The 20705-nt window shown below is 68.8% G+C and carries 20 protein-coding genes; 17 read left to right on the forward strand and 3 right to left on the reverse strand.

Annotated elements, in window-relative coordinates; genetic code table 11:
- Positions 1-65: 65 nt before the first annotated feature.
- From CAL24_RS10580 to CAL24_RS10615, 8 genes are all read left to right on the forward strand, one after another.
- Positions 66-365 (forward strand): helix-turn-helix domain-containing protein, encoded by a 300-nt coding sequence (locus tag CAL24_RS10580; RefSeq protein WP_094806666.1) that lies wholly within the window; start codon positions 66-68, stop codon positions 363-365.
- Complete coding sequence (locus tag CAL24_RS10585; RefSeq protein WP_094806667.1) at positions 362-1705, forward strand: type II toxin-antitoxin system HipA family toxin; 1344 nt, start codon at positions 362-364, stop codon at positions 1703-1705. The genes CAL24_RS10580 and CAL24_RS10585 overlap by 4 nt, the downstream gene beginning before the upstream one ends.
- A gap of 251 nt (positions 1706-1956) precedes the next feature.
- A complete protein-coding gene (gene galU, locus CAL24_RS10590; RefSeq protein ID WP_094806668.1) occupies positions 1957-2832 on the forward strand; it encodes a UTP--glucose-1-phosphate uridylyltransferase GalU in 876 nt (291 codons plus the stop codon).
- A 75-nt stretch (positions 2833-2907) separates the two neighbouring features.
- Positions 2908-3744, forward strand: a complete 837-nt coding sequence (locus tag CAL24_RS10595; protein ID WP_094806669.1) for a DMT family transporter — start codon at positions 2908-2910, stop codon at positions 3742-3744.
- 34 nt (positions 3745-3778) lie between these two features.
- Positions 3779-4864: a calcium:proton antiporter gene (locus CAL24_RS10600; RefSeq protein WP_028356241.1), complete on the forward strand. Its 1086-nt coding sequence runs from the start codon at positions 3779-3781 to the stop codon at positions 4862-4864.
- A gap of 45 nt (positions 4865-4909) precedes the next feature.
- Positions 4910-5419, forward strand: coding sequence for a low affinity iron permease family protein (locus CAL24_RS10605; RefSeq protein ID WP_081760495.1), 510 nt, complete (start codon positions 4910-4912; stop codon positions 5417-5419).
- Positions 5420-5472: 53 nt separating this feature from the next.
- Positions 5473-5880: a hypothetical protein gene (locus CAL24_RS10610; protein WP_141218072.1), complete on the forward strand. Its 408-nt coding sequence runs from the start codon at positions 5473-5475 to the stop codon at positions 5878-5880.
- A 53-nt stretch (positions 5881-5933) separates the two neighbouring features.
- Complete coding sequence (locus CAL24_RS10615; RefSeq protein WP_094806671.1) at positions 5934-6125, forward strand: hypothetical protein; 192 nt, start codon at positions 5934-5936, stop codon at positions 6123-6125.
- 27 nt (positions 6126-6152) lie between these two features.
- Here CAL24_RS10615 and CAL24_RS10620 read toward each other — a convergent pair whose 3' ends face one another.
- Entirely contained in the window at positions 6153-7091 is a 939-nt protein-coding gene (locus CAL24_RS10620) for a YicC/YloC family endoribonuclease (protein WP_028356239.1), read from the reverse strand.
- 141 nt (positions 7092-7232) lie between these two features.
- Here CAL24_RS10620 and rph point away from each other — a divergent pair, with 141 nt between their 5' ends.
- Positions 7233-7973, forward strand: coding sequence for a ribonuclease PH (gene rph, locus CAL24_RS10625; protein WP_094806672.1), 741 nt, complete (start codon positions 7233-7235; stop codon positions 7971-7973).
- A gap of 146 nt (positions 7974-8119) precedes the next feature.
- Here the strand turns inward: rph and CAL24_RS10630 are convergent, their stop codons facing one another.
- Both CAL24_RS10630 and CAL24_RS10635 read right to left on the reverse strand, forming a co-directional pair.
- Entirely contained in the window at positions 8120-9493 is a 1374-nt protein-coding gene (locus CAL24_RS10630; protein ID WP_094806673.1) for an MmgE/PrpD family protein, read from the reverse strand.
- Positions 9494-9502: 9 nt separating this feature from the next.
- Complete coding sequence (locus CAL24_RS10635; protein ID WP_028356236.1) at positions 9503-10663, reverse strand: acyl-CoA dehydrogenase family protein; 1161 nt, start codon at positions 10661-10663, stop codon at positions 9503-9505.
- Positions 10664-10789: 126 nt separating this feature from the next.
- Between CAL24_RS10635 and CAL24_RS10640 the strand changes: the two genes are divergently transcribed.
- From CAL24_RS10640 to CAL24_RS10675, 8 genes are all read left to right on the forward strand, one after another.
- Positions 10790-11722, forward strand: coding sequence for a LysR family transcriptional regulator (locus tag CAL24_RS10640; RefSeq protein WP_028356235.1), 933 nt, complete (start codon positions 10790-10792; stop codon positions 11720-11722).
- Positions 11723-11800: 78 nt separating this feature from the next.
- Positions 11801-13432, forward strand: coding sequence for a methyl-accepting chemotaxis protein (locus CAL24_RS10645; protein WP_094806674.1), 1632 nt, complete (start codon positions 11801-11803; stop codon positions 13430-13432).
- 26 nt (positions 13433-13458) lie between these two features.
- Positions 13459-14088 carry an RdgB/HAM1 family non-canonical purine NTP pyrophosphatase gene (rdgB, locus tag CAL24_RS10650; RefSeq protein ID WP_094806675.1) on the forward strand — a complete coding sequence of 210 codons (630 nt, stop codon included), beginning with the start codon at positions 13459-13461 and terminating at the stop codon, positions 14086-14088.
- Between the two features lie 22 nt (positions 14089-14110).
- The gene (hemW, locus tag CAL24_RS10655; protein ID WP_094806676.1) at positions 14111-15328 is read left to right on the forward strand and encodes a radical SAM family heme chaperone HemW; all 1218 of its coding nucleotides are present in this window, start codon (positions 14111-14113) and stop codon (positions 15326-15328) included.
- Positions 15329-15516: 188 nt separating this feature from the next.
- Positions 15517-16929 carry a type I glutamate--ammonia ligase gene (gene glnA / locus CAL24_RS10660; protein WP_028356232.1) on the forward strand — a complete coding sequence of 471 codons (1413 nt, stop codon included), beginning with the start codon at positions 15517-15519 and terminating at the stop codon, positions 16927-16929.
- A 100-nt stretch (positions 16930-17029) separates the two neighbouring features.
- Positions 17030-18094 (forward strand): nitrogen regulation protein NR(II), encoded by a 1065-nt coding sequence (glnL, locus tag CAL24_RS10665; RefSeq protein ID WP_028356231.1) that lies wholly within the window; start codon positions 17030-17032, stop codon positions 18092-18094.
- Entirely contained in the window at positions 18091-19590 is a 1500-nt protein-coding gene (gene ntrC, locus CAL24_RS10670; protein ID WP_094806678.1) for a nitrogen regulation protein NR(I), read from the forward strand. Before glnL ends, ntrC begins: the two co-directional genes overlap by 4 nt.
- Before the next feature lie 62 nt (positions 19591-19652).
- Complete coding sequence (locus CAL24_RS10675; RefSeq protein WP_141218073.1) at positions 19653-20309, forward strand: class I SAM-dependent methyltransferase; 657 nt, start codon at positions 19653-19655, stop codon at positions 20307-20309.
- Positions 20310-20705: the final 396 nt, after the last annotated feature.

The raw sequence follows: 20705 nt of genomic DNA on the forward strand, positions 1-20705 counted from the left end.
TGCTATTGATATGGGAAAATATGGCACTATAGTAGTCATATCCGCTTTCAGACTACTTTATTGCCATGAAGACCTTACCAGCCATTGCGGCCGTGCTGCGGCAGCGCCTGCGCGAACGCGGCCAGACCCAGGCCTCGCTGCGCGAAGCCGCTGGGGTGGCGCAACGCACGCTCACCAACGTGCTCAGCGGCGAACAGGATTTCAAGGTCAGCACGCTGCTGGCCCTGGCCGACCGGCTGGGGCTGGAAGTGCTGCTGGTGCCCAAGGGCGCCGCCCCGGCTTTCGACGCCGCCGCGCCGTCCAAGCCGGTGGTGCCCACCCGCATCCAGGTCGCCCGCAAGAAAATCCCGGGAGAGCCCCGGTGAACGTCAAGGCGCTGGCCATCTTCATCGGTCCCGAGCGCGTCGGCGTGCTGTTCCAGTACAGCATGCCGGGGGCGGAGGTCGTGACCCGCTTCGTCGCCGACGAGGCTTTCGCGCGGCAGGCCGACGCCGCCGTCCTGTCGGCCGCGTACCTGGCCGATTCGCCCCAGGATCAGGCGGCCTTCTGGACCGATGTACGCAGCGAACCGCTCAATGGCCGTCATTCGCCGCACAATGGCTGGCTGTTGCCGGCGTTCTTCCAGAACCTCCTGCCCGAAGGCGTGTTCCGCGACCATGTCGCGCGCATCCGCGGCTGCGATCCGAAGGATCATTTCGAGATGCTGGCGGCCTGCGGCGCGGACCTGCCCGGCAATGTATACGCCCGCCCGGTGGAGCTGTCGCGCGACGAGCTGGCGCATTACGTCACGCAAGACCAGGACGCGCTGGAAATGACCGTGACGGCCGACCCGATGGAGCAGGGCGTATCGCTATCCGGCGTGCAACCCAAGCTGGGGGTCATCAAGCAGGGCGAGCGCTATGTGGGACGCACCCGCGACCACGACACGCACATCATCGCCAAGCTGCCGGTGGTGGGACAGCCGCTGTTGCCGGAACTCGAAGCGCTGTCGCTGCGATTGGCCAGCGCGGCGGGCGTCGAGGTCTGCCGCGCCTATCTCGAACCGCTCGACAGGCTCTCGGCCGAGCATGGCTACGACCTGGGCGACGTCGATGCGCGCACCCAGTTCCTGGCGGTGGTGCGCTACGACCGCCAGCCCGGCCGCCGCACCCATTGCGAAGATTTCGCGCAAATCCTGGGCGCCATGCCGGAAGAGAAATACCGCGCCGCCACCTATCTGGATGTGGCGGCGGTATTGATGGCTTTCGACACGCTGGGCGAACCGGCGGTGCATGAACTGCTCCGGCGCATGGTCGTCAACGAAATGCTCGGCAACCCGGACATGCACTTGAAGAATCTCGGGCTGTTGTACCCCGACGGCAGGACGCCGCGCCTGGCGCCGGCCTACGACATCGTGGGCTACGCCGCCTACCATGCCTGCCAGGGCCATGCGCTGCGCATCGTGCCCGCCGCCCTGGAGCCGCGCCGGTCCGCCGCGCAGCAGGCCGCCGGCGCCAAGCCGGCCTTGTCGCCCGCGATGGTGCGGGCGTTCTGCGCCGGCCTGGGCATTCCCGAGAAACCGGCGGCCAAAGCCGTCGCCGATTGCGTCAGGACAGCCGCGGCGCAGTGGCCCGACCTGATCGCCAGGTCGGCCCTGACCGCGCGCCAGCGGCAGAACCTGCTGGCGCATTTGCAGTCTCATCCCATGATCCGGTCATTACGGTAAAGAAGGCATACAACCGGAACTTTTCGCCACAAAAAGGGTCTCACTGAAACAGGCGTATTCCACGCCACAGGAGACCACTATGACATACACGTCACGCGGGGAACGCGAAGACTACATGAAGTGGCCCAGCGACTTCCCAGCCAAGCACTGAACCTTCAATCCTGTCTTCGGGCCCGCTTCGGCGGGCTTTTTGTTGCAAGGGCGGCACGCCGCTTGCTACGGCTGCGGCACCAATAACTGCCGAGAACATCATGAAGCCGATTCGCAAAGCCGTGTTTCCCGTCGCCGGCATGGGCACCCGGTTCCTGCCCGCCACCAAGGCCATGCCGAAAGAAATGTTGCCCATCGTCGACAAGCCGCTCATCCAATATGCCGTGGAGGAAGCGGTGGAGGCGGGGATCACCGAACTGATTTTCATCACGGGGCGCAACAAGCGCGCCATCGAGGACCATTTCGATAGCGTGCCGGAACTGGAGGCGGGCCTGGAAGCCAAGCACAAGACCAAGCTGCTCGACGCGGTGCGCAACGTCATTCCCGCCCACGTCAACTGCATCTATACGCGCCAGGCGGCGCCGCTCGGGCTGGGCCATGCGGTGCTGTGCGCCGCCCCCATCGTGGGCGACGAGCCGTTCGCCGTGCTGCTGGCCGACGACCTGATCGATTCCGACATACCGGCCACCGCACAGTTGATCGAAGCCGCGCGCCGCCACGATGGCAGCGTGGTGGCCATCCAGAGCGTGGCGCGCGACCAGACCGACAAATACGGCATCATCTCGGGCCGCCGCGTCGATGCGCGCACCGCCCGGCTGAGCGGCATCGTGGAAAAACCGGCGCCGGCCGATGCCCCGACCACGCTGGCGGTGGTGGGCCGCTATGTGCTCGAGCCGCAGATATTCGACCAACTGCGCGCCACCCAGGCGGGCGTGGGGGGCGAGATCCAGCTCACCGACGGCATTGCCGGCCTGCTCGCCAGCCGCGGCGTCTACGGCTATCAGTACGAGGGCGTGCGCTATGACTGCGGCAGCAAAGCGGGGTTCTTCCAGGCCACCGTGGACCTGGGACGCAAGTATCACGGGCTGGGGGTGAGCAGCCTGGAGGCAGAGCTGGCCGTGGCGGGCGACGACTGAGCGCGGCCATGCCGGTCACCGCGATGCTGCGCGGCATATGGCTTGCTGCCAGCCAATGCTTGCACGGGAGGCACATTGGCTACGCTACTGGCGCTATGGTCGGCGCTGATTTTCGGCCTGATCGACTTCGCCGCCGCGCTGCTGGCGCGCCGCGGCGGCGCGGCGTCCATCGCGGCGCTGGTGCAGCTGGGCGGCTTGCTGCTCGCCTTGCCCGTGGCGATATCCGTCAGCGCCGGCATGCCGGCCGCGGCCACGCTGGGGTGGGGCGCCTTGTCGGGCATCGGCACGGGCGTCGGCATCATGTTCCTGTACCTGGGCATGCGGCGCGGCCAGCTTTGCGTGGTGGTGCCGGTCAGCGCCGTCGCCGCCATCGCCCTGCCGGCGCTGGCAGGCGTCTTGTTCCTGGGCGAGCGTCCCTCGGCGCAGGTTTACATCGGCATCGTCGCCGCGGCGACGGCGCTGTGGCTGGTTTCCTGCGGCGACCGGCTGCGGGCCGCCCTGCAGACCGGCGGCGCCCTGGAAGGCGCGATCGCGGGGGTGGGCTTCGCGCTCCAGTCGACCGCCGTCTTCATGCCCGGCGACGCGGCCGGCTATTGGCCGTTGGCCGCCAACCGCCTGGCCGCCATGTGCACCGTCGCAATACTGGCCAGGTCGCTGCATCTGCCGCTGTCATGGCGTTCCGCTCTCGCCCGGCCCGCGCTGGCGCTCGGCGCGGCCGCGGTAGTGTCGCTGGCCCTGTACCTGCACGCCGCCCGCCTGGGCCTGATGAGCACGGCCGTGGCGATTTCCTCGCTGTATCCTGTAGTGCCGGCGCTGTTGGGCGTCTACGTGTTGCGCGAGCGTCTGGCGCCATTGCAAGTGGCCGGGCTGGCCATGGCCGCGCTTGCCGTCGCGCTGATCGCGATGGGTTAGCGGCAGGCGGTTCGTCCGTTCCAGGAGAGCGCGCATGCAAGCGGTGTTGAAGCAGGAAGCATTGTTGTTGCTGGCGCTGGCGATTGCGATCGCCGCGTACGGCGCCGCCGGCCGGCTGACCGGCAGCGGACTCGATATCGCGGTGGCCGCCACCGTTGTGCTGGTGATGGCGATCATCTGCGCATCGCAGCGGGTCGCATTCCATGCCGAGCAACTGGCCCATCGCCTGGGCGATCCCTACGGCACCATGGTGCTGACGCTGTCGGCCGTGCTGGTCGAAGTCGTGGTCCTGGGCATCGTCATCTCGCACGAGCCGTCGCCCACGCTGGTGCGAGACACCATCTATGCCGCGGTCATGCTCGACATCAACGGCATCCTGGGGCTGGCGGCCCTGATGGGCGGGCTCAAGCATGGCGAACAAGCCTACAACGACGATTCGGCCCGCACCTATACGGTCATGATCCTGACCGCCATGGCCATTTCCATGATCGTGCCGGAGTTCATCCCGCGCGACCGCTGGCACCTCTATTCCGGCTTTACGATATTCGTGATGGTGATGCTGTACGCGGTGTTCCTGCGCATGCAGACCGGGCCGCACAGCTATTTCTTCAGTTATAGCTACCCCGAGAAGCGCCGGCGCCCGGTCGCGCCGCAGGGCCGCAAGCGCTCGACGGGGTTCTCGGTGGCGCTGCTGATCGCCGGCGTAGTACTGATTGGCGCGCTCTCCGAGGTCATGGCGTCCACGCTCAATGTGTCGCTCGAGCACGTGGCCGTGCCGGCCGTGCTGCCGGGCATCGTGGTGGCGCTGATCTCGGCCAGCCCGGAAATCCTCACCGCCTTGCGGGCCGCGCTGGCCAACCGCATGCAATCGGTGGTCAACATCGCCCTGGGCGCGTCGCTGTCGACCGTGATCCTGACGGTGCCGATCATGGAGGCGCTGGCGCTGTACACCGGCCAGCCCTTCGAGATGGCCATGACGCCCGTGCAGACCATGATGGTGCTGGTCACGCTGGTGGTCACCGCGATCAACCTGAACGACGGCCAGACCAACGCGATCGAGGGCATGACCCATTTCGCCCTGTTCGCCACCTTCCTGATGTTGTCGGCGCTCGGCCTGTAGCCGCGCGCCGATGCCACGCCAGCGATCGTCATCTAGGAGAATGCCATGAGCCACCATACCAATACCGGCGATCACAGTCATGCCCGCAACGCCAGGCAGCGTCCACGCCATGGGCAGGGGCAGGGGCCCGACAAGGAGCCCCGGCGCGAAGCCGCCCGGCACGCGCAGGGGCGCCGCGGGTCGCGCATGGCCCGCATGTTCGACCGCTTCGCCACGACAGTGGCCCGGGCCACCGGTTCGCCCGTGGCGTTCGGCTGCGCGGTCCTCATCATCCTGTTGTGGGCGGCCGCCGGTCCGTGGGCAGGCTTTTCGGAAGTGTGGCAACTGGTGGTCAACACCGGAACCACCATCATCACCTTCCTGATGGTGTTCCTGATCCAGCAGAACCAGAACAAGGACAGCCGCGCGCTGCACGTCAAGCTCGATGAACTGCTCATGGCCCTGAAGGGCGCCAGCGAAAAACTCGTCGATATCGAGGACCTGGACGAGGAAGAGCTCAACGAGATCGCCGAACGCTATCGGCGGCTCGCCAAGGCGGTGCGCGCCCGCGAGTAGCGCGCGGTACGGCGTTTGCTGGGATGGCGGATTCATGCCCCATGGAGGCGACCATGTCCCGTTATCTGCTTGTTTCCATCCGCTGCGCGGTGCTGGCCGCGCTGCCGGCCGTGGCCGCGCCCGTCCTGTGGGCTCAGCCGGTGCAAAACGAAGGCCGGGCGCAAGAGCAGCCCGGCTCGAGCCCGCGCCCCGAGAGCAGCCGTGCGCCCGATGGCAGTTCGACGACCCGCGGGCAGACCGATTCGAACCCCGACCGTCCCAGCGCCAGTCCCGGCGAACGCGCCCCCACGCCCAATGGCGCGGACAACCGCCAGCCAGGGCAGGGCGGCGCCTCGGCGCCCGGGCCGATGCCGCGCGGACAGGGGACAGTCGAGCCGCACCGCCCGGACGCGCCGGCCGGCTCGACGGTTCCCGGCGGGCGCGCCGGCTCCGGCGGCCACAAGCATGGCGGCGCCCGCTGAGGCGGGCATGCGCCTTGCTGCGGGTGGCGTCCATGCCTGGCACGGAGAATCCCATGCTTGCCTTTCCGCATCGCGAACCGGTCGGCCCGCCCGAAGTGCCGCCTGAAGACCCGGCCTGGCCTGGTGAGCCCAGGCCCGAAGAGCCCAAGCCGGGGTCGGACCGGCCGCCGTACGACCCTGACCGGATTCCGGGCACGCCGCAGGCGCCCAATCCGTCTTCGCCCGATACGATCGACCTGGCGTAGCGCGGCGTTGCCGCCGGCTGGGCGGACCTACTCGATGTTCTGCGCCTGCTCGCGCATCTGCTCGATCAGCAGCTTCAGGTCCATGGCGGCGCGGGTGACCTCCATGCTGCCGGCCTTGGAGCCCAGCGTGTTGGCTTCGCGGTTCATTTCCTGGAACAGGAAGTCGAGCCGCTTGCCGGCGCTGCCGCCGCCGCGCTTGGCGTCCTTGCCCTTGCCGCCGGCCTCGCCGCCGGCCAGCAGGTGGCGCAACTCTTCCAGGTGCGAGCGCAGGCGCGCCAGTTCCTCGGCCACGTCGATGCGCAGCGCGAACAGATTGGCTTCCTGGGACAGGCGCTCGGACAGTTCGGGGCCGGAGATATGGGCGAACCCGCCCGGAAAGGCGGCCTCGACCGATTCGCGCAGCTTGGTGGCCAGTTTCTCGCGGTGATCCGCCAGCAATTGGGGCAGGTGGGCCTCGACCGATTCGACGATGCGGGCCACGCCCTCGGCGCATTCGAGCATGGCCGCGGCCAGGCGCTGGCCTTCGCGCTCGCGGCCTTCCTGCAGCTGGGCCAGCGCCTGGCGGGCCGCCTGCAGGCAGGCGGCGCCCCAGGCTTGAGGATCCAGCGTGTCGTTGCCGCGCTGGCCCGGCCAGTTGAACAGCTCGGCCAGGCGCGGCGGCGCGACGTCGGGCAGCACCGCGCGGGCCGCTTGCAGTTGTTCGGCCAGGTGCTGCAGCCAGGCCGGATCCAGGCTGGCGAGTTCGGCCCCGGCGGCGCGGGTGTACGAGGCGCGGACCTCGACCTTGCCGCGGCCCAGGCTGGCGGTGAGCAGCTCGCGCAGCGGTGTCTCGACGTGCCGCAGTTCGTCCGGCAGGCGGAAGTACAGGTCGAGATAGCGGCTGTTGACGCTGCGCAGTTCCAGCGCCAGGGTGCCTTGCTCGAGGTCGGCGCGGGCATTGCCGAAGGCGGTCATGCTGCGGATCATGGGCGTGTCCTGATGAAAGATGCGCCCCCTGGATCAGGGGGCAAAAATGGCTGTTTCCGGCAGGATACCTCAAGCCCCGCGGCGCCACGTTGACGGCACGTACAATGCGGCGGTGTATCCGAATTCACCTGGAGCCCGTCCGTGTCCTCATCTTCCGCTTCCGCCGCCGCGCGTCCGTCCGGCCGCGCCGTCGATCAACTGCGCCCGTTCCGTCTGCAGCGCGGCTACACCCGCTATGCCGAAGGGTCGGTGCTGGTGCAGGCCGGCGACACGCATGTGCTGTGCACCGCCAGCGTGCTGGACAAGGTCCCGCCGTTCCTGAAGGGGCGCGGCGAGGGCTGGGTGACGGCGGAATACGGCATGTTGCCGCGCGCCACGCACACACGCGGCGATCGCGAGGCCGCGCGCGGCAAGCAAAGCGGCCGCACCCAGGAAATCCAGCGCTTGATCGGCCGCAGCCTGCGGGCGGTGTTCGACCTGCGCGCCCTGGGAGAACGGACCCTGCACCTGGATTGCGATGTGCTGCAGGCCGACGGCGGGACGCGCTGCGCCAGTATCACGGGGGCCTGGGTCGCGGCCGCCGACGCCGTGGCGCTGCTGATGCGGCGCGGGGACCTGGCGCAGAATCCGATCCGCGATGCGGTGGCGGCGGTGTCGGTGGGGCTGGTGGCCGGCCGGCCGGTGCTCGACCTGGACTACCAGGAGGATTCCGCCTGCGACGCCGACGTGAACGTGGTCATGACCGGCTCGGGCGCGTTCGTCGAGGTGCAGGGGACCGGCGAAGGCGCCACCTTCACCCGCGCCGAACTGGACGCCATGCTGGGCCTGGCCGAGCGCGGCATCGCGCAACTGGTGCAGGCGCAGCGCGCGGCACTGGCCTGAGGGCCGGCTGCCTCGGCGGGTACGGAGGTGTCAGACACCTTCGGGTGTCTGACACCTGGAGACCTGAAGGAGCGTAATGGCGGTAGGTGTCAGATACCCAAGGGTATCTGACACCGGAAAGACCTGGAAGCGCGAGCGCCGCGCCGCTATCGGGCCGGCAGCAGCGCGCCCACGCGCGGCAGCTTTTCCAGGTTCCAGACCGTGTCGATCAGGCCGCGCACTTCGACCTCGCTGGCGGCCTGCGCGTAGACGCCCAGCTGCAGCGCCTTGGCCTCGATCTCGGCCCGGCTGAGGGTGTTGCCGGGATCGCCCTTGGGTTCGTCCACGCGGGCGTGCAGCACCCGGCCGTCGGTAGTGCGCACGGTCACCTTGCCGATCCAGCGCTCGGGATACGCGGCGTCCACTTCGGGATCGAGTTCCATGCGGAACTTGCCGCGCAGGCCGGCCACGGCCGGATCGCCCAGGGCGGCATCGAACTCGGCCAGGCCGGCGCGTCCGCTGCGGGCGATCAGGGCCAGTACCGTCCCCATGGAAAACTTCGATTGGTGCACCGTCTTGGGGTCGACCACCGGCCCGAGCACGTCGATGGCGCCCTGGTGCACGTGCGCGACTACCTCCGCCAGGTCGCTTTCGCGCAGCTTGTATTCGTGCATGGCCTGCTGCAGGGCATCGGCCGCCGGGTGCGTGTGGCGGCACGAGGCGTGGTACTTGAACGAGGTTTCCGACAGGGCCCAGCGCTCGCCCAGGCGGTCGACCAGGCGGGCGGGATCGGCATCGCGCGACATGCCGGCCGCCATGCCCTGGGCGCCTTCCAGGATGCGCTGCGCGCCGGTGAAGCCTTCCCGCGCCAGGTAGGCCGCGGTCAGGCCGTCTGCGGCCGCCTTGGCGGTGTGCAGCTGCTTGGAATCCGCCGCGTCGCGCAGGAATTCCCACAGGCCGGCGGCCTGGGTGCCGGCCGAGCCCAGCGCATGCAGCATTTGCCCGGCGTCCAGCCGCAACAGGCGGCCTACCGTGACGGCGGCGGCGAGCGTGCCGACGGTGCCGGTGGTATGGAAAATCTTGTAGTGCGAGCGGCCCAGGTATTCGCCGACGCGGATGCCCACTTCGTAGCCCGCCACGGCGGCCACCAGCAGGTCCTTGCCCGAGCTTTCCAGCGCCTGGGCCACGGCCAGGGCCGGCGGGAACACCACCGCCGCCGGGTGGAATACCGAGCCGTTGTGCACGTCGTCCTGCTCGACCACGTGGGCCGCGGCGGCATTGACCATGGCGGCAAACAGCGGCGAGGTCTGGCGCCGCGTGATCAGCACCTGGGCCGCGCCCTGGGCCGGGCCCATGGCCGCGGCGTAGCGCTCGATGGCCTGGACCGGCCGGGCATTGGCGCCGGCCAGGATCGAGCCCAGGGTGTCAAGCAGCAGGTCTTCGGCACGCCGCAAGACCGGCGCGGGGATGTCCTCGAAGCGCAGGCTGGCGGCGAATTCGGCCAGGGCGGCGCTGGGGTGGGGGTGGGCGGGTGCGGTCATGGCGGGTCGTCAGAACGAACGCGGCAGGCCCAGGATGTGCTCGGCCACGTACGAAAGAATGAGGTTGGTGGAAATGGGCGCCACCTGGTACAGGCGGGTTTCGCGGAACTTGCGCTCGACGTCGTACTCGTTGGCGAAGCCGAAGCCGCCGTGGAACTGCAGGCAGGCGTTGGCGGCTTCCCAGGACGCATCGGCGGCCAGCAGCTTGGCCATGTTGGCCTGCGCGCCGCACGGCTGGTGCGCGTCGAACAGGCGGCAGGCCTCGAAGCGCATCAGGCTGGCGGCCTCGACGTTGATATAGGCGCGCGCGATGGGGAACTGCACGCCCTGGTTCTGGCCGATGGGGCGGCCGAACACGATGCGTTCCTTGGCGTAGGCGGCGACCTTGTCGACGAACCAGTAGCCGTCGCCGATGCATTCGGCCGCGATCAGCGTGCGTTCGGCATTCAGGCCGTCCAGGATGTACTTGAAGCCCTTGCCTTCCTCGCCGATCAGGTTCTCCGCCGGGATTTCGAGATTGTCGAAGAACAGCTCGTTAGTCTCGTGGTTGACCATGTTCGGAATGGGGCGCACCTGCATCCCGTGCTTGACGGCATGGTGCAGGTCGACCAGGAAAATCGACATGCCCTCGGATTTGCGGGTCACCTGGTCGAGCGGCGTGGTGCGCGCCAGCAGGATCATCAGGTCGGAATGCTGCACGCGCGAGATCCAGACCTTCTGCCCGTTGATCACGTAGCGGTCGCCGCGCCGCACCGCCGTGGTCTTGATCTTGGTGGTGTCGGTGCCGGTGGTGGGCTCGGTCACGCCCATGGACTGCAGGCGCAGTTCGCCGCTGGCGATGCGGGGCAGGTATTCGCGCTTCTGGGCTTCCGAGCCATGGCGCAGCAGGGTGCCCATGTTGTACATCTGGCCGTGGCAGGCGCCGGAGTTGCCGCCGCTGCGGTTGATTTCCTCCATGATGACCGAAGCCTCGGTCAACCCCAGGCCGGAGCCGCCGTATTCCTGAGGAATCAGCGCGGCCAGCCAGCCGGCCTCGGTCAGGGCGCGCACGAATTCGTCCGGGTAACCGCGCGCTTCGTCGACCTTGCGGAAGTACTCGCCGGGGAACTGGGCGCACAGGTCCCGCACCGCTTCGCGGATGTCCTGGTAGGAGTGATTGGAGTCTGGCATGGCTGGGGCTCTATGATGATGCTGGCAAATAATCCGGCACTTTGCCCCAAGGCGGGGCGCCTTGCCAATTTATGATTGCTTAATACCGGCTTAGCAATTGCCGAAGAACAGGTTCCAGAGGACTCAATGGCGGGACATTTCGATCTCACCGATCTACAGCTCATCGTACACATAGGCGACTGGCACAGCCTGACGCGCGCGGCGGAGAAAACCCACCTGTCGCTGCCGGCGGCCAGCACGCGCATCAAGAACCTGGAAGAGCATTTCGGCACGCAATTGCTGTATCGGACCAGCCAGGGGGTGACGCTGACCCCGGCGGGCGAGGCGCTGACCCGCCACGCGCGCACGGTCATGCGCCAGGTCGAGCAGTTGCGCGGCGACATGCAGGAATTCGCCCGGGGCGTGAAGGGCCACGTGCGGGTGCTGGCCAACACCACCGCCATGACCGAATTCATGCCGGCGGTGCTGGGGCGCTTCCTGGCGGCCCATCCGGACGTCAACGTCGAACTGCGCGAACGCCTGAGCTACCTGATCGTGCGGGCGGTGGCCGAAGGGTCGGCCGATCTCGGCATCGTGGCCGGCCATACCACGGACCAGAACCTGCAGTTCATTCCCTACCGCAAGGACCGGCTGGTGCTGGTGACCGCCGCCGGCCACCCGCTGGCCCGCGAATCCGCCGTGGCCTTCGCCGACACGCTCAGCAACGACTACGTCGGCCTGTCGGAATGGAGCGCCATCCATCCGTTCCTGGTGCAGGCGGCCGCCGCGCTGGGGCGCACGTTCAAGTTCCGCGTCGAGGTCGGCAATTTCGAGGCCGTGTGCCGCATGATCGAGACCGGCGTGGGCATCGGCGTCATTCCCGAGTCCGTGGCGGCGCGCTATGCCCGCGCGCTGCAGGTCGCCATCGTGCCGCTGGTGGATGACTGGGCGCTGCGCAAGCTGCAGATCTGCGTGCGCGACCTCGACGCGCTGCCGGCTTTCGCGCGCGAACTGGTCGACATGCTGGTGGCCGATATTCCGGCGGACCAGCGCGAGAGCGGCGCGGACGGCGCCGCCTGAATGTCAAGAATCTGCCAAGTTCGCCCCGCATAATCGCCGCACCCCGCCACCCTGGCGGCGGCAATTCCGTGTGGGCGTATGCGCAGAAATCTGAGTGTGAACCTGGCGCTGTCGGCGATGCTGGCGGTTTTCGTGGCATTGTTCGTGGCCGCGGCCGCCGGCGGCATCGGGTTGCTGCGCGACAACCGTGCCGATATCGAGGCGCTGGGCCGCGGCAACATCGAGCGGGCCGGCGACCTCAGCGACCTGGGCAGCCGGCTGTTCCAGGCGCGCGCCTGGCTGACCGACGCCAAGACCTATATGGAAGGCGGCCTGGAAGAACAGCGCGACCAGGCGCTGGCCCGTTCACAGGCGCTGCTCGAGCAGGCCGCCGCCAGCCATGAACGCCTGCGTGCCAACCCCGACACCAGCGCACAGGGCGGCGCGCTGTTCGAGGCGGTGCAGGCAGCCTACAAGGGTCTGGCCGGCGAGGCGCTGCTGCCATTGCAGCAGGCGATACAGGGCTGGAACGGCATCGAGGCCAATCGCATCGTCGAGCAGGCGCTGCCGGCGCGCAGCGCGGCCTACCTGGACGCCGTCGAGGCATTCCAGGCGTACGCGCGCGCCCAGGGCCAGGCGGCGGTAGCGCGCTCCGGGCGCGCGCTCGACCGGGCGATCGCGACGGCGGTGGCGCTGCTGGGCCTGGTTGCGGCCCTTGGGCTGGGGTTCGGGCTGGCATTCCGGCGGGTCTTGCTGCGGCCGCTGGTGCAGGCCGGGACCCATTTCGACCGCATCGCCGATGGCGACCTGAGCGCCGCCATCGCGGCGCGCGGCGCCAACGAGATCGGCGTGCTGTATTCGGCCATGCGCCGCATGCAGGCGGGCCTGACCGCGGCCGTCGCGGCAGTGCGGCGCGGTGTCGAGGAAATCCACGTCGGCGCGCGCGAGATCGCGGCCGGCAACGGCCAGGTGTCCGACCGTATCGCGCGACAGGCTGGCGCCCTGCAGGAGACGGCCGCCAATATGGCGACCCTGGCCGCCATGGTGCGCCACACCGCCGAGCAGGCCGACCAGGCGCGCGGCGAGGCCGCTGAAGCCGCCCGCCTGGCCGAGCGCGGCGGCCTGGCCATGACAACCGTCATCGGCGCCATGGAGAACATCGCCGCTGATACGCGCCGCATCGAAGCCATCGTCGAGGTGGTCGACAGCATCGCCTTCCGTACCAACATCCTGGCCTTGAACGCCGCTGTCGAGGCGGCGCATGCCGGCGAGCAGGGCAGGGGCTTCGCGGTGGTGGCCGGCGAGGTGCGCCTGCTGGCGCAACGCAGTGCGCAGGCGGCCAACGAGATCCGCGCCCTGATCCAGGCGGCGGCGCAAGGGGTGAGCGATGGCGTGCGCCAGGCCGGGACGGCGGGCGACGCGGTGCGCGAGGCGGTCGCCTCGGCGGGCCGGGTGACCGGGCTGGTGTCCGGGATTACCGAAGCCGCGGCCAAGCAGGCGGCGGGCATCGAGTCGGTCAACGACGCGGTGGCCCGGTTCGAGCGCGCCACCCAGGAAAATGCGGCCATGGTTGAACAGACCGCCGCGGCGGCGGCCGGCCTGGAAGACCAGGCCGCGGCACTGCAGGACGCCGTGGCGGTGTTCAAGCTGGCGGGCGGCATCCAGCCCCCGGCCGGCGCCGCGCCGCATCCGTCGGCCGCGCCCCTGCGGCTGGCGGCGGCGTCGGGTTGAGGCGTCCGCGCGTCTACAATGGCGGCATGACATCGACCAATCTCCAAACCGCCCTGGGCCGGGTCGTGCTGGCCTCGAACAACCCCGGCAAGTTGCGTGAGTTTTCCGCCTTGTTCGCGCCGCTCGGCATCGAACTGGTGCCGCAAGGCGAACTGGGCGTGCCCGAGGCCGAGGAGCCGCACGTCACCTTTGTCGAGAACGCGCTGGCCAAGGCGCGCCATGCCAGCCGGTTGACCGGCCTGCCGGCGCTGGCCGATGATTCCGGCCTGTGCGTGGCCGCGCTCGATGGCGCGCCGGGCGTGTATTCCGCCCGCTATGCGCAGCTCGGCAACCCGGCCGCGGCGCGCAGCGATTCCGCCAACAACGCGTTGCTGGTCAGCAAGCTGGCGGGCGTCGCCGACCGGCGCGCCTGGTACGTGGCGCTGCTGGTGCTGGTGCGCGCCCACGATGATCCGCAGCCGCTCATCGGCGAAGGCCTGTGGCAGGGCGAGATCGTCGACGTGCCGCGCGGCGAAAACGGCTTCGGCTACGATCCGCACTTCCTGCTGCCCGAGCTGGGCCGCACCGCCGCCGAACTGGAGCCGGCCGAGAAGAACCGGACCAGCCATCGCGCCCGCGCGCTGCGCCAGTTGCTCGACAAGTTCGCCCACTCCTGATTCCCGGCGCGGCGTTTTCATCGTGGCAATAACCATTCCCATCCACCAGGCGGGCGCCGGGTCCCGGGCCCGCGTGGTCACGCCGGCCGGCGCGGCGCTTACCAGCCTGCCGCCGTTGTCGGTCTACGTGCATGTGCCATGGTGCGTGCGCAAGTGCCCGTATTGCGATTTCAATTCGCACGCAGTGCCGGCCGAGCTGCCCGAGCGCGCCTACCTGGATGCCTTGCGCGCCGACCTGGAGCAGGCGCTGCCCTCGGTCTGGGGCCGCCAGGTGATTTCCGTATTCATCGGCGGGGGCACGCCCAGCCTGCTGTCGGCCGCCGGGCTGGACGAATTGCTGGCCATGCTGCGGGCCTGTCTCAATCTGCTGCCCGATGCCGAGATCACCATGGAGGCCAATCCTGGCACGGCCGAGGCAGGGCGGTTTCGCGACTACGCGGCCAGCGGCGTCAACCGGCTGTCGCTGGGCATCCAGAGTTTCGACGACGCGCAGCTTGCCAAGCTCGGCCGCATCCACGACGCGGCCCAGGCGCGCGCCGCCATCGACATGGCGCAGCGCGCCGTGGCGCGGGTCAACCTCGACCTGATGTTCGCCCTGCCGGGCCAGGACATGGACGGCTGCCTCGACGACCTGCGGCAGGCGCTGTCGCATGGCACCGAGCACCTGTCGCTCTATCACCTGACGCTGGAGCCGAACACGGTCTTCGCCAAGTACCCGCCGCAACTGCCGGACGACGACGCCAGCGCCGCTATGCAGGACGCCATCGAGACACGCCTGGAAGAGGCGGGGCTGCATCGCTACGAGGTTTCCGCATATGCCCGCACGGGCGCGCGCTGCCGCCACAATCTCAATTACTGGGAATTCGGCGACTATCTCGGGCTGGGGCCGGGTGCGCACGGCAAGCTGTCGTTCCACGACCGCATCGTGCGCGAGGCGCGCCTGCGCAATCCGGAATCATGGATGGCCCGCGCCCAGGCCCGCGACGGCAGCCATATCGCCGAGACGCGTGCCGTGGGGGCCGATGAACTGCCGTTCGAGTTCATGTTGAACGCGCTGCGCCTGAAGGACGGCGTGCCCGCTGCCTCGTTCAGCGAGCGCACCGGGCTGTCGCTGGCGGCCATCGCGGCCGCCCTGCAGGCCGCCAGCGCGCGCGGCCTGCTCGACCCCGACCCGACCCGCTTGCGGGCTACCGCGCTGGGCTGGCGGTTCCTCAACAACCTGCAGGAAATGTTCCTGTAATTCTTTTTGCACCATAATGGTGCCTTGATGCGCCATGTTTTGCACTATTATGGTGCCTCGATGCCCCTCCATGGCGTGCATGGGGCGGCGATGCCCCGTGTTGGAACTTGGCACGCATATTGCTTTCGTCTGTTTATGCCAGCCGGACCTGGGCGCAGCCCCCGGCGCTTTTATCACATGGAGATGACATGGCAAGCCCGAAAGACATCCTGAAACAGATCGCCGACAACGAAGTCAAGTTCGTGGACTTCCGTTTCACCGATACGGTCGGCCGCGAACACCACGTGTCCGTGCCGACGACCGCCGTCGACGAGGACAAGCTGGAAAGCGGCCAGGCGTTCGACGGTTCGTCGATTCCGGGCTGGAAGGGCATCGAAGCCTCCGACATGCTGCTCATCCCCGACCTGGATACGGCCAACCTCGACCCGTTCCGCGAAGAGCCCACGCTGATCCTCAGCTGCGACGTGGTCGAGCCTTCCGACCTGAAGGGCTACGACCGCGACCCGCGCTCGCTGGCCAAGCGCGCCGAGGCGTACCTGAAGTCCTCCGGCCTGGGCGACACCGCCTACTTCGGCCCGGAACCCGAGTTCTTCGTGTTCGACGGCGTGACCTGGAACACCGACATGTCCGGCACCTTCGTGAAGATCAAGTCCGAAGAGGCCTCGTGGTCCTCGGCGATGGAGTTCGAAGGTGGCAACATGGGCCATCGTCCGGCCGTCAAGGGCGGCTATTTCCCCGTGCCGCCGGTCGATTCCTTCCAGGACATGCGTTCCGAAATGTGCCTGCTGCTGGAGCAGATGGGCGTGCCGGTGGAAGTGCACCACCATGAGGTGGCGGGCCCGGGCCAGCTGGAGATCGGCACCAAGTTCAGCACGCTGGTCAAGCGCGCCGACTGGACCCAGATCCTGAAGTACGTCGTGCACAACGTGGCGCACGCCTATGGCAAGACCGCCACCTTCATGCCCAAGCCCATCGTCGGCGACAACGGCTCCGGCATGCACGTGCACCAGTCCATCTGGAAGGACGGCCAGAACCTGTTCGCCGGCAATGGCTACGCCGGCCTGTCCGAGTTCGCCATGTACTACATCGGCGGCATCATCAAGCATGCCCGCGCGCTCAACGCCATCACCAACCCCGGCACCAACTCGTACAAGCGCCTCGTCCCGCACTTCGAGGCCCCGGTCAAGCTGGCCTACTCGGCGCGCAACCGCTCGGCGTCGATCCGCATCCCGTACGTCGGCAACCCGAAGGCCCGCCGCGTCGAGACGCGCTTCCCGGATCCCCTGGCCAACCCGTACCTGGCGTTCTCGGCCCTGATGATGGCCGGCCTGGACGGCGTGCAGAACAAGATCCACCCCGGCGATCCGGCCGACAAGAACCTGTACGACCTGCCGCCGGAAGAAGACGCCAAGATCCCGACCGTGTGCGCGTCGCTGGACCAGGCGCTCGAGGCGCTGGACAAGGACCGCGAGTTCCTGACCCGCGGCGGCGTGTTCAGCAACGACATGATCGATGCCTACCTGGCCCTGAAGGAAGGCGAAGTGCAGCGTCTGCGCATGACCACCCACCCGGTCGAGTTCGACATGTACTACAGCCTGTGATGTTGTCAGCCAGGTCCGCCGGCGGCTTCCGGCCGCGGCGGGTTCTGGCGGGGGCGGGCGGGCCGGTCCGCCGGCCCGTCCTGCCCCGGTGCTGCAAATGATGAATGTAGACGCGTTTGATTTACTGGCGACATCCGTCTTGCTGCTGAACGAGCGAGGGCATATCGAACAGGCCAACGCCGCGGCGGAAGACTTGTTCGGACGGTCCCGCAAGCAATTGCGCGGCTTGTCGGCGGCCACCCTGTTCGGCCACCCGGAGGCGCTGCAGTCCTCCATCGATCGCGCGGTGGCGGGCCGGTTCGCCGATGTGCGGCAATTGTCCTCGCTGCGCCGGGCCGGCGAATCGGTGGAGGTCACCGTGACCACGGTATCGCTGTCCGGGCAGCCCTGGCCGGTGCTGATCGAGGCGCGCGAAATCGAACAGCGCGTGCTGGCCGACCGCAATCACCGCCTGGTCGAGGAAATAGAGGCGCACCGCGAACTGCTGCGCAACCTCGCGCACGAGGTCAAGAATCCCCTGGGCGGCCTGCGCGGCGCGGCCCAGTTGCTGGAAGCCGAGCTGCCCGACGCCGCCCTGGCCGAATACACCCAGGTCATCATTTCCGAGGCTGATCGCCTGCAGGTGCTGGTGGATCGCCTGAGCGGCCCGCAGCGCGTGCCGCTGGCCGCGCGCCCGGTCAACATCCACGAGATCTGCGAGCGCGTGTGCGCGCTGATCCAGGCGGAATTTCGCGACAAGGTGGCGCTGGTGCGCGACTACGACGCTTCGGTGCCGGACCTGCAGGGCGACGCCGCGCGGCTGATGCAGGCGGTGCTGAACGTGGCGCGCAATGCCGCGCAGGAGCTTGCCCTGCAGCAGCCGGGCGCCGATGTGCCGCCGCCGCAGATCACGCTGCGCACGCGGGTGGCGCGGCAGGTGCTGTTGGCGCACCGCCAGCACCGGCTGGCGCTGGTGCTGGCCATCATCGACAACGGTCCCGGCGTGCCGGAGTCGATCCGCGACCGCATATTCCATCCGCTGGTCACCGCCAGGCCCGGCGGCACCGGCCTGGGCCTGAGCCTGGCCCAGGATTTCGTGCAGCAGCACGGAGGCATTATCGAATTCGAATCCCGCCCCAGGCACACTGAATTCCGTCTGGTGTTACCGATGGAGCAGCCACTGTGAGCAAGCCAGTTTGGATCGTGGATGATGACCAGGCCATTCGCTGGGTCCTGGAAAAAGCGCTGGCCCGCGCCGGCGTGCCCACGCGCAGCTTCGCGCAGGCGGCTGATGTGCTGGATGCGCTGGCCGCCGGTGCCCCGGCCGCGCTGGTATCCGATATCCGCATGCCGGGCGACGACGGCCTGAGCCTCTTGCGCCAGATCAAGGAGCGCCATCCGCGCCTGCCGGTCATCGTCATGACGGCGTTCGCCGACCTGGACAGCACGGTGTCGGCGTTCCAGGGCGGCGCCTTTGATTACCTGGCCAAGCCGTTCGACGTCAACGAGGCGGTGGCGCTGATCGAGCGCGCCGTGCAGGAAGGCGATCCCGAGCAGGCCGGCGCCGGCGACGCGGGCGCCGAGCCGGTACAGAACAACGAGCGCTGGATGATGACGCAGTCGTCTTCCACCGCGATGCAGGAGGTGTTCCGGGCGATCGGCCGCCTGGCGCAATCCAAGGTCACCGTGCTGATCACCGGCGAATCGGGTACCGGCAAGGAACTGGTGGCGCGGGCGCTGCATGGCCACGGCGCGCGCGCCGGCGGGCCGTTCGTGGCGCTGAACGCGGCCGCCATCCCGCGCGACCTACTCGAGGCCGAGCTGTTCGGCCATGAGCGCGGCGCCTTCACCGGCGCCAATACGCTGCGGCGCGGGCGCTTCGAGGAAGCGCACGGCGGCACGCTGTTCCTGGATGAAATCGGCGACATGCCGATCGAGCTGCAGACGCGCCTGCTGCGCGTACTGGCCGAGGGCAGTTTCTACCGTGTTGGCGGCGCGCAGCCGGTGCGGGTCGATGTGCGCATCGTGGCCGCCACCCACCAGCCGCTGGAGCAGCGCGTGGAGCAGGGGCTGTTCCGCGAGGACCTGTTCCATCGGCTGAATGTGATTCGCCTGCGCCTGCCGCCGCTGCGCGAGCGGGTCGAGGATATTCCCGCGCTGGCGAACCATTTCCTGGCGGCCAGCGCGCGTTCGCTGGGGGTGCCGGTCAAGCGCCTGACGCCGGATGCGGTGGCCGTGCTGACGCGCTTCGATTTTCCCGGCAATGTGCGCCAGCTGGAGAACTTCTGCCATTGGCTGACGGTGATGGCGCCGGGCCAGGTCATCGAGCGGGCGGACTTGCCGCCGGAGATCCGCGCCATGGAGTTCCAGGCGCAGGCGCCGACGGGCGCGCCCGTGCAGGTGGCCGGCAACGCATTGCCGTCACCCGTGGGGACTGCGTCCGCGGCCTCCGGCGCGGCCGGCGGGACGGATTGGCAGGCCGCCTTGCTGCACGAGGCGCAGCACCGGCTCGAACGCGGCGAACCGGCCGTGATGGCCACGCTGACGCGCCAGTTCGAGCGCATCCTGCTGCAGAGCGCGCTGGATGCCAGCCGCGGCAGGCGGGTCGAGGCGGCCGCGCGCCTGGGCATCGGACGCAATACCATCACGCGCAAGCTGCGCGAACTGGGTATCGAGGAGTAGGGTGGCGGCCGGCGCCGCGGGTATGGTGCAATAGGTCCTCCATTGTTCGCAGGAGGATGCCCGTGCCCGACAGCCAGGCGACCCAGGAACCCGCGACGGCCGCGCCCCAGGCGGCGTGGTCGCCCGACTCCATTCCTACTGTTCCGTACATGGAGGAGGCGGGGCTGGCGCTGCTGCGGGAACGCCTGGCGCGGGTGCGCACCTATCTCGAGTATGGCTCCGGCGGCAGCTCGCTGATGGCGGCCAAGGCGGATGTGCGGCGCATCTATTCGGTGGATACCGACAAGCAGTTCCTGCAGGCGGTGCGGCAGCGGCTGCTGGCCGAAGGCGTGCCGCGCCGGCGTTTTGTGCCGGTCTATGCCAACATCGGTGCGACGGGCGCGTGGGGCCGGCCCAAGAACAGCAAGCACGCCACCCTGTGGCCGCGCTATTGTGCGGAACCGTGGCGCAAGCTGCGGCAGGCCGGCGATGAGCCGGACCTGATCCTCATCGACGGCCGCTTCCGCGTGGCGGCCTTCCTGATGTCGGTCCTGATGGCCAAGCCGGGCTGCATCGTGCTGTTCGACGACTATTTCATCCGGCCGTACTACCACGTGATCGAGAACCACCTGAAGCCGACCTGGCAGGCGGGCCGCATGGCGGAATTCATCGTCGAGCCGCTGGCCGACCGGGACCGGGCGTTGTTCGATGTGATGGCGTATTGCACTGACTCGCGGTGAGGAGGCCCAGGGGGCATGGGGGGAGGGGCGTGTGCGTGGGGCGTCCTGGGCGGGGTCGGGGCGTGCGGGCCGGTCACGTCGCTCGGCTCGGGCGCGCCACCAGGCGCCCTCGGCCCCCTGCGGGGGCTGCCCTCGCTCCAACTGACCGGCCCGCACGCCCCGACCCCGCCCAGGACTCACAGCAGCGGCATGCCCCGGTCCGCTGGCGCGCTGTCGGCAAATTGGGGGAGCTGCGCCGTGTCGTCATGCCGGCTTTACTATCAGAGACGCTATCACACCCAGGTGTCAGACACCCCTTGCGTACAGCCTGCTCTTGACGAGACGACGTGCACGGGGTGTCTGACACCACCGTGAAGCGTCGATGTCTCGCCCAGAGACACTGTGAGCCCGCGCCTG

The organism is Bordetella genomosp. 2, assembly GCF_002261345.1.
Classification (GTDB): Bacteria; Pseudomonadota; Gammaproteobacteria; order Burkholderiales; family Burkholderiaceae_B; genus Bordetella_A.

Coding starts and splice junctions, on each gene's coding strand:
- CAL24_RS10635 (WP_028356236.1), bottom strand. CDS start 10,663: ATGCCAGACTCCAATCACTCCTACCAGGACATCCGCGAAGCGGTGCGG.
- CAL24_RS10580 (WP_094806666.1), top strand. CDS start 66: ATGAAGACCTTACCAGCCATTGCGGCCGTGCTGCGGCAGCGCCTGCGC.
- glnA (WP_028356232.1), top strand. CDS start 15,517: ATGGCAAGCCCGAAAGACATCCTGAAACAGATCGCCGACAACGAAGTC.
- galU (WP_094806668.1), top strand. CDS start 1,957: ATGAAGCCGATTCGCAAAGCCGTGTTTCCCGTCGCCGGCATGGGCACC.
- CAL24_RS10645 (WP_094806674.1), top strand. CDS start 11,801: ATGCGCAGAAATCTGAGTGTGAACCTGGCGCTGTCGGCGATGCTGGCG.
- CAL24_RS10640 (WP_028356235.1), top strand. CDS start 10,790: ATGGCGGGACATTTCGATCTCACCGATCTACAGCTCATCGTACACATA.
- CAL24_RS10610 (WP_141218072.1), top strand. CDS start 5,473: ATGTCCCGTTATCTGCTTGTTTCCATCCGCTGCGCGGTGCTGGCCGCG.
- CAL24_RS10620 (WP_028356239.1), bottom strand. CDS start 7,091: ATGATCCGCAGCATGACCGCCTTCGGCAATGCCCGCGCCGACCTCGAG.
- CAL24_RS10630 (WP_094806673.1), bottom strand. CDS start 9,493: ATGACCGCACCCGCCCACCCCCACCCCAGCGCCGCCCTGGCCGAATTC.
- CAL24_RS10600 (WP_028356241.1), top strand. CDS start 3,779: ATGCAAGCGGTGTTGAAGCAGGAAGCATTGTTGTTGCTGGCGCTGGCG.
- CAL24_RS10615 (WP_094806671.1), top strand. CDS start 5,934: ATGCTTGCCTTTCCGCATCGCGAACCGGTCGGCCCGCCCGAAGTGCCG.
- rdgB (WP_094806675.1), top strand. CDS start 13,459: ATGACATCGACCAATCTCCAAACCGCCCTGGGCCGGGTCGTGCTGGCC.
- CAL24_RS10605 (WP_081760495.1), top strand. CDS start 4,910: ATGAGCCACCATACCAATACCGGCGATCACAGTCATGCCCGCAACGCC.
- glnL (WP_028356231.1), top strand. CDS start 17,030: ATGAATGTAGACGCGTTTGATTTACTGGCGACATCCGTCTTGCTGCTG.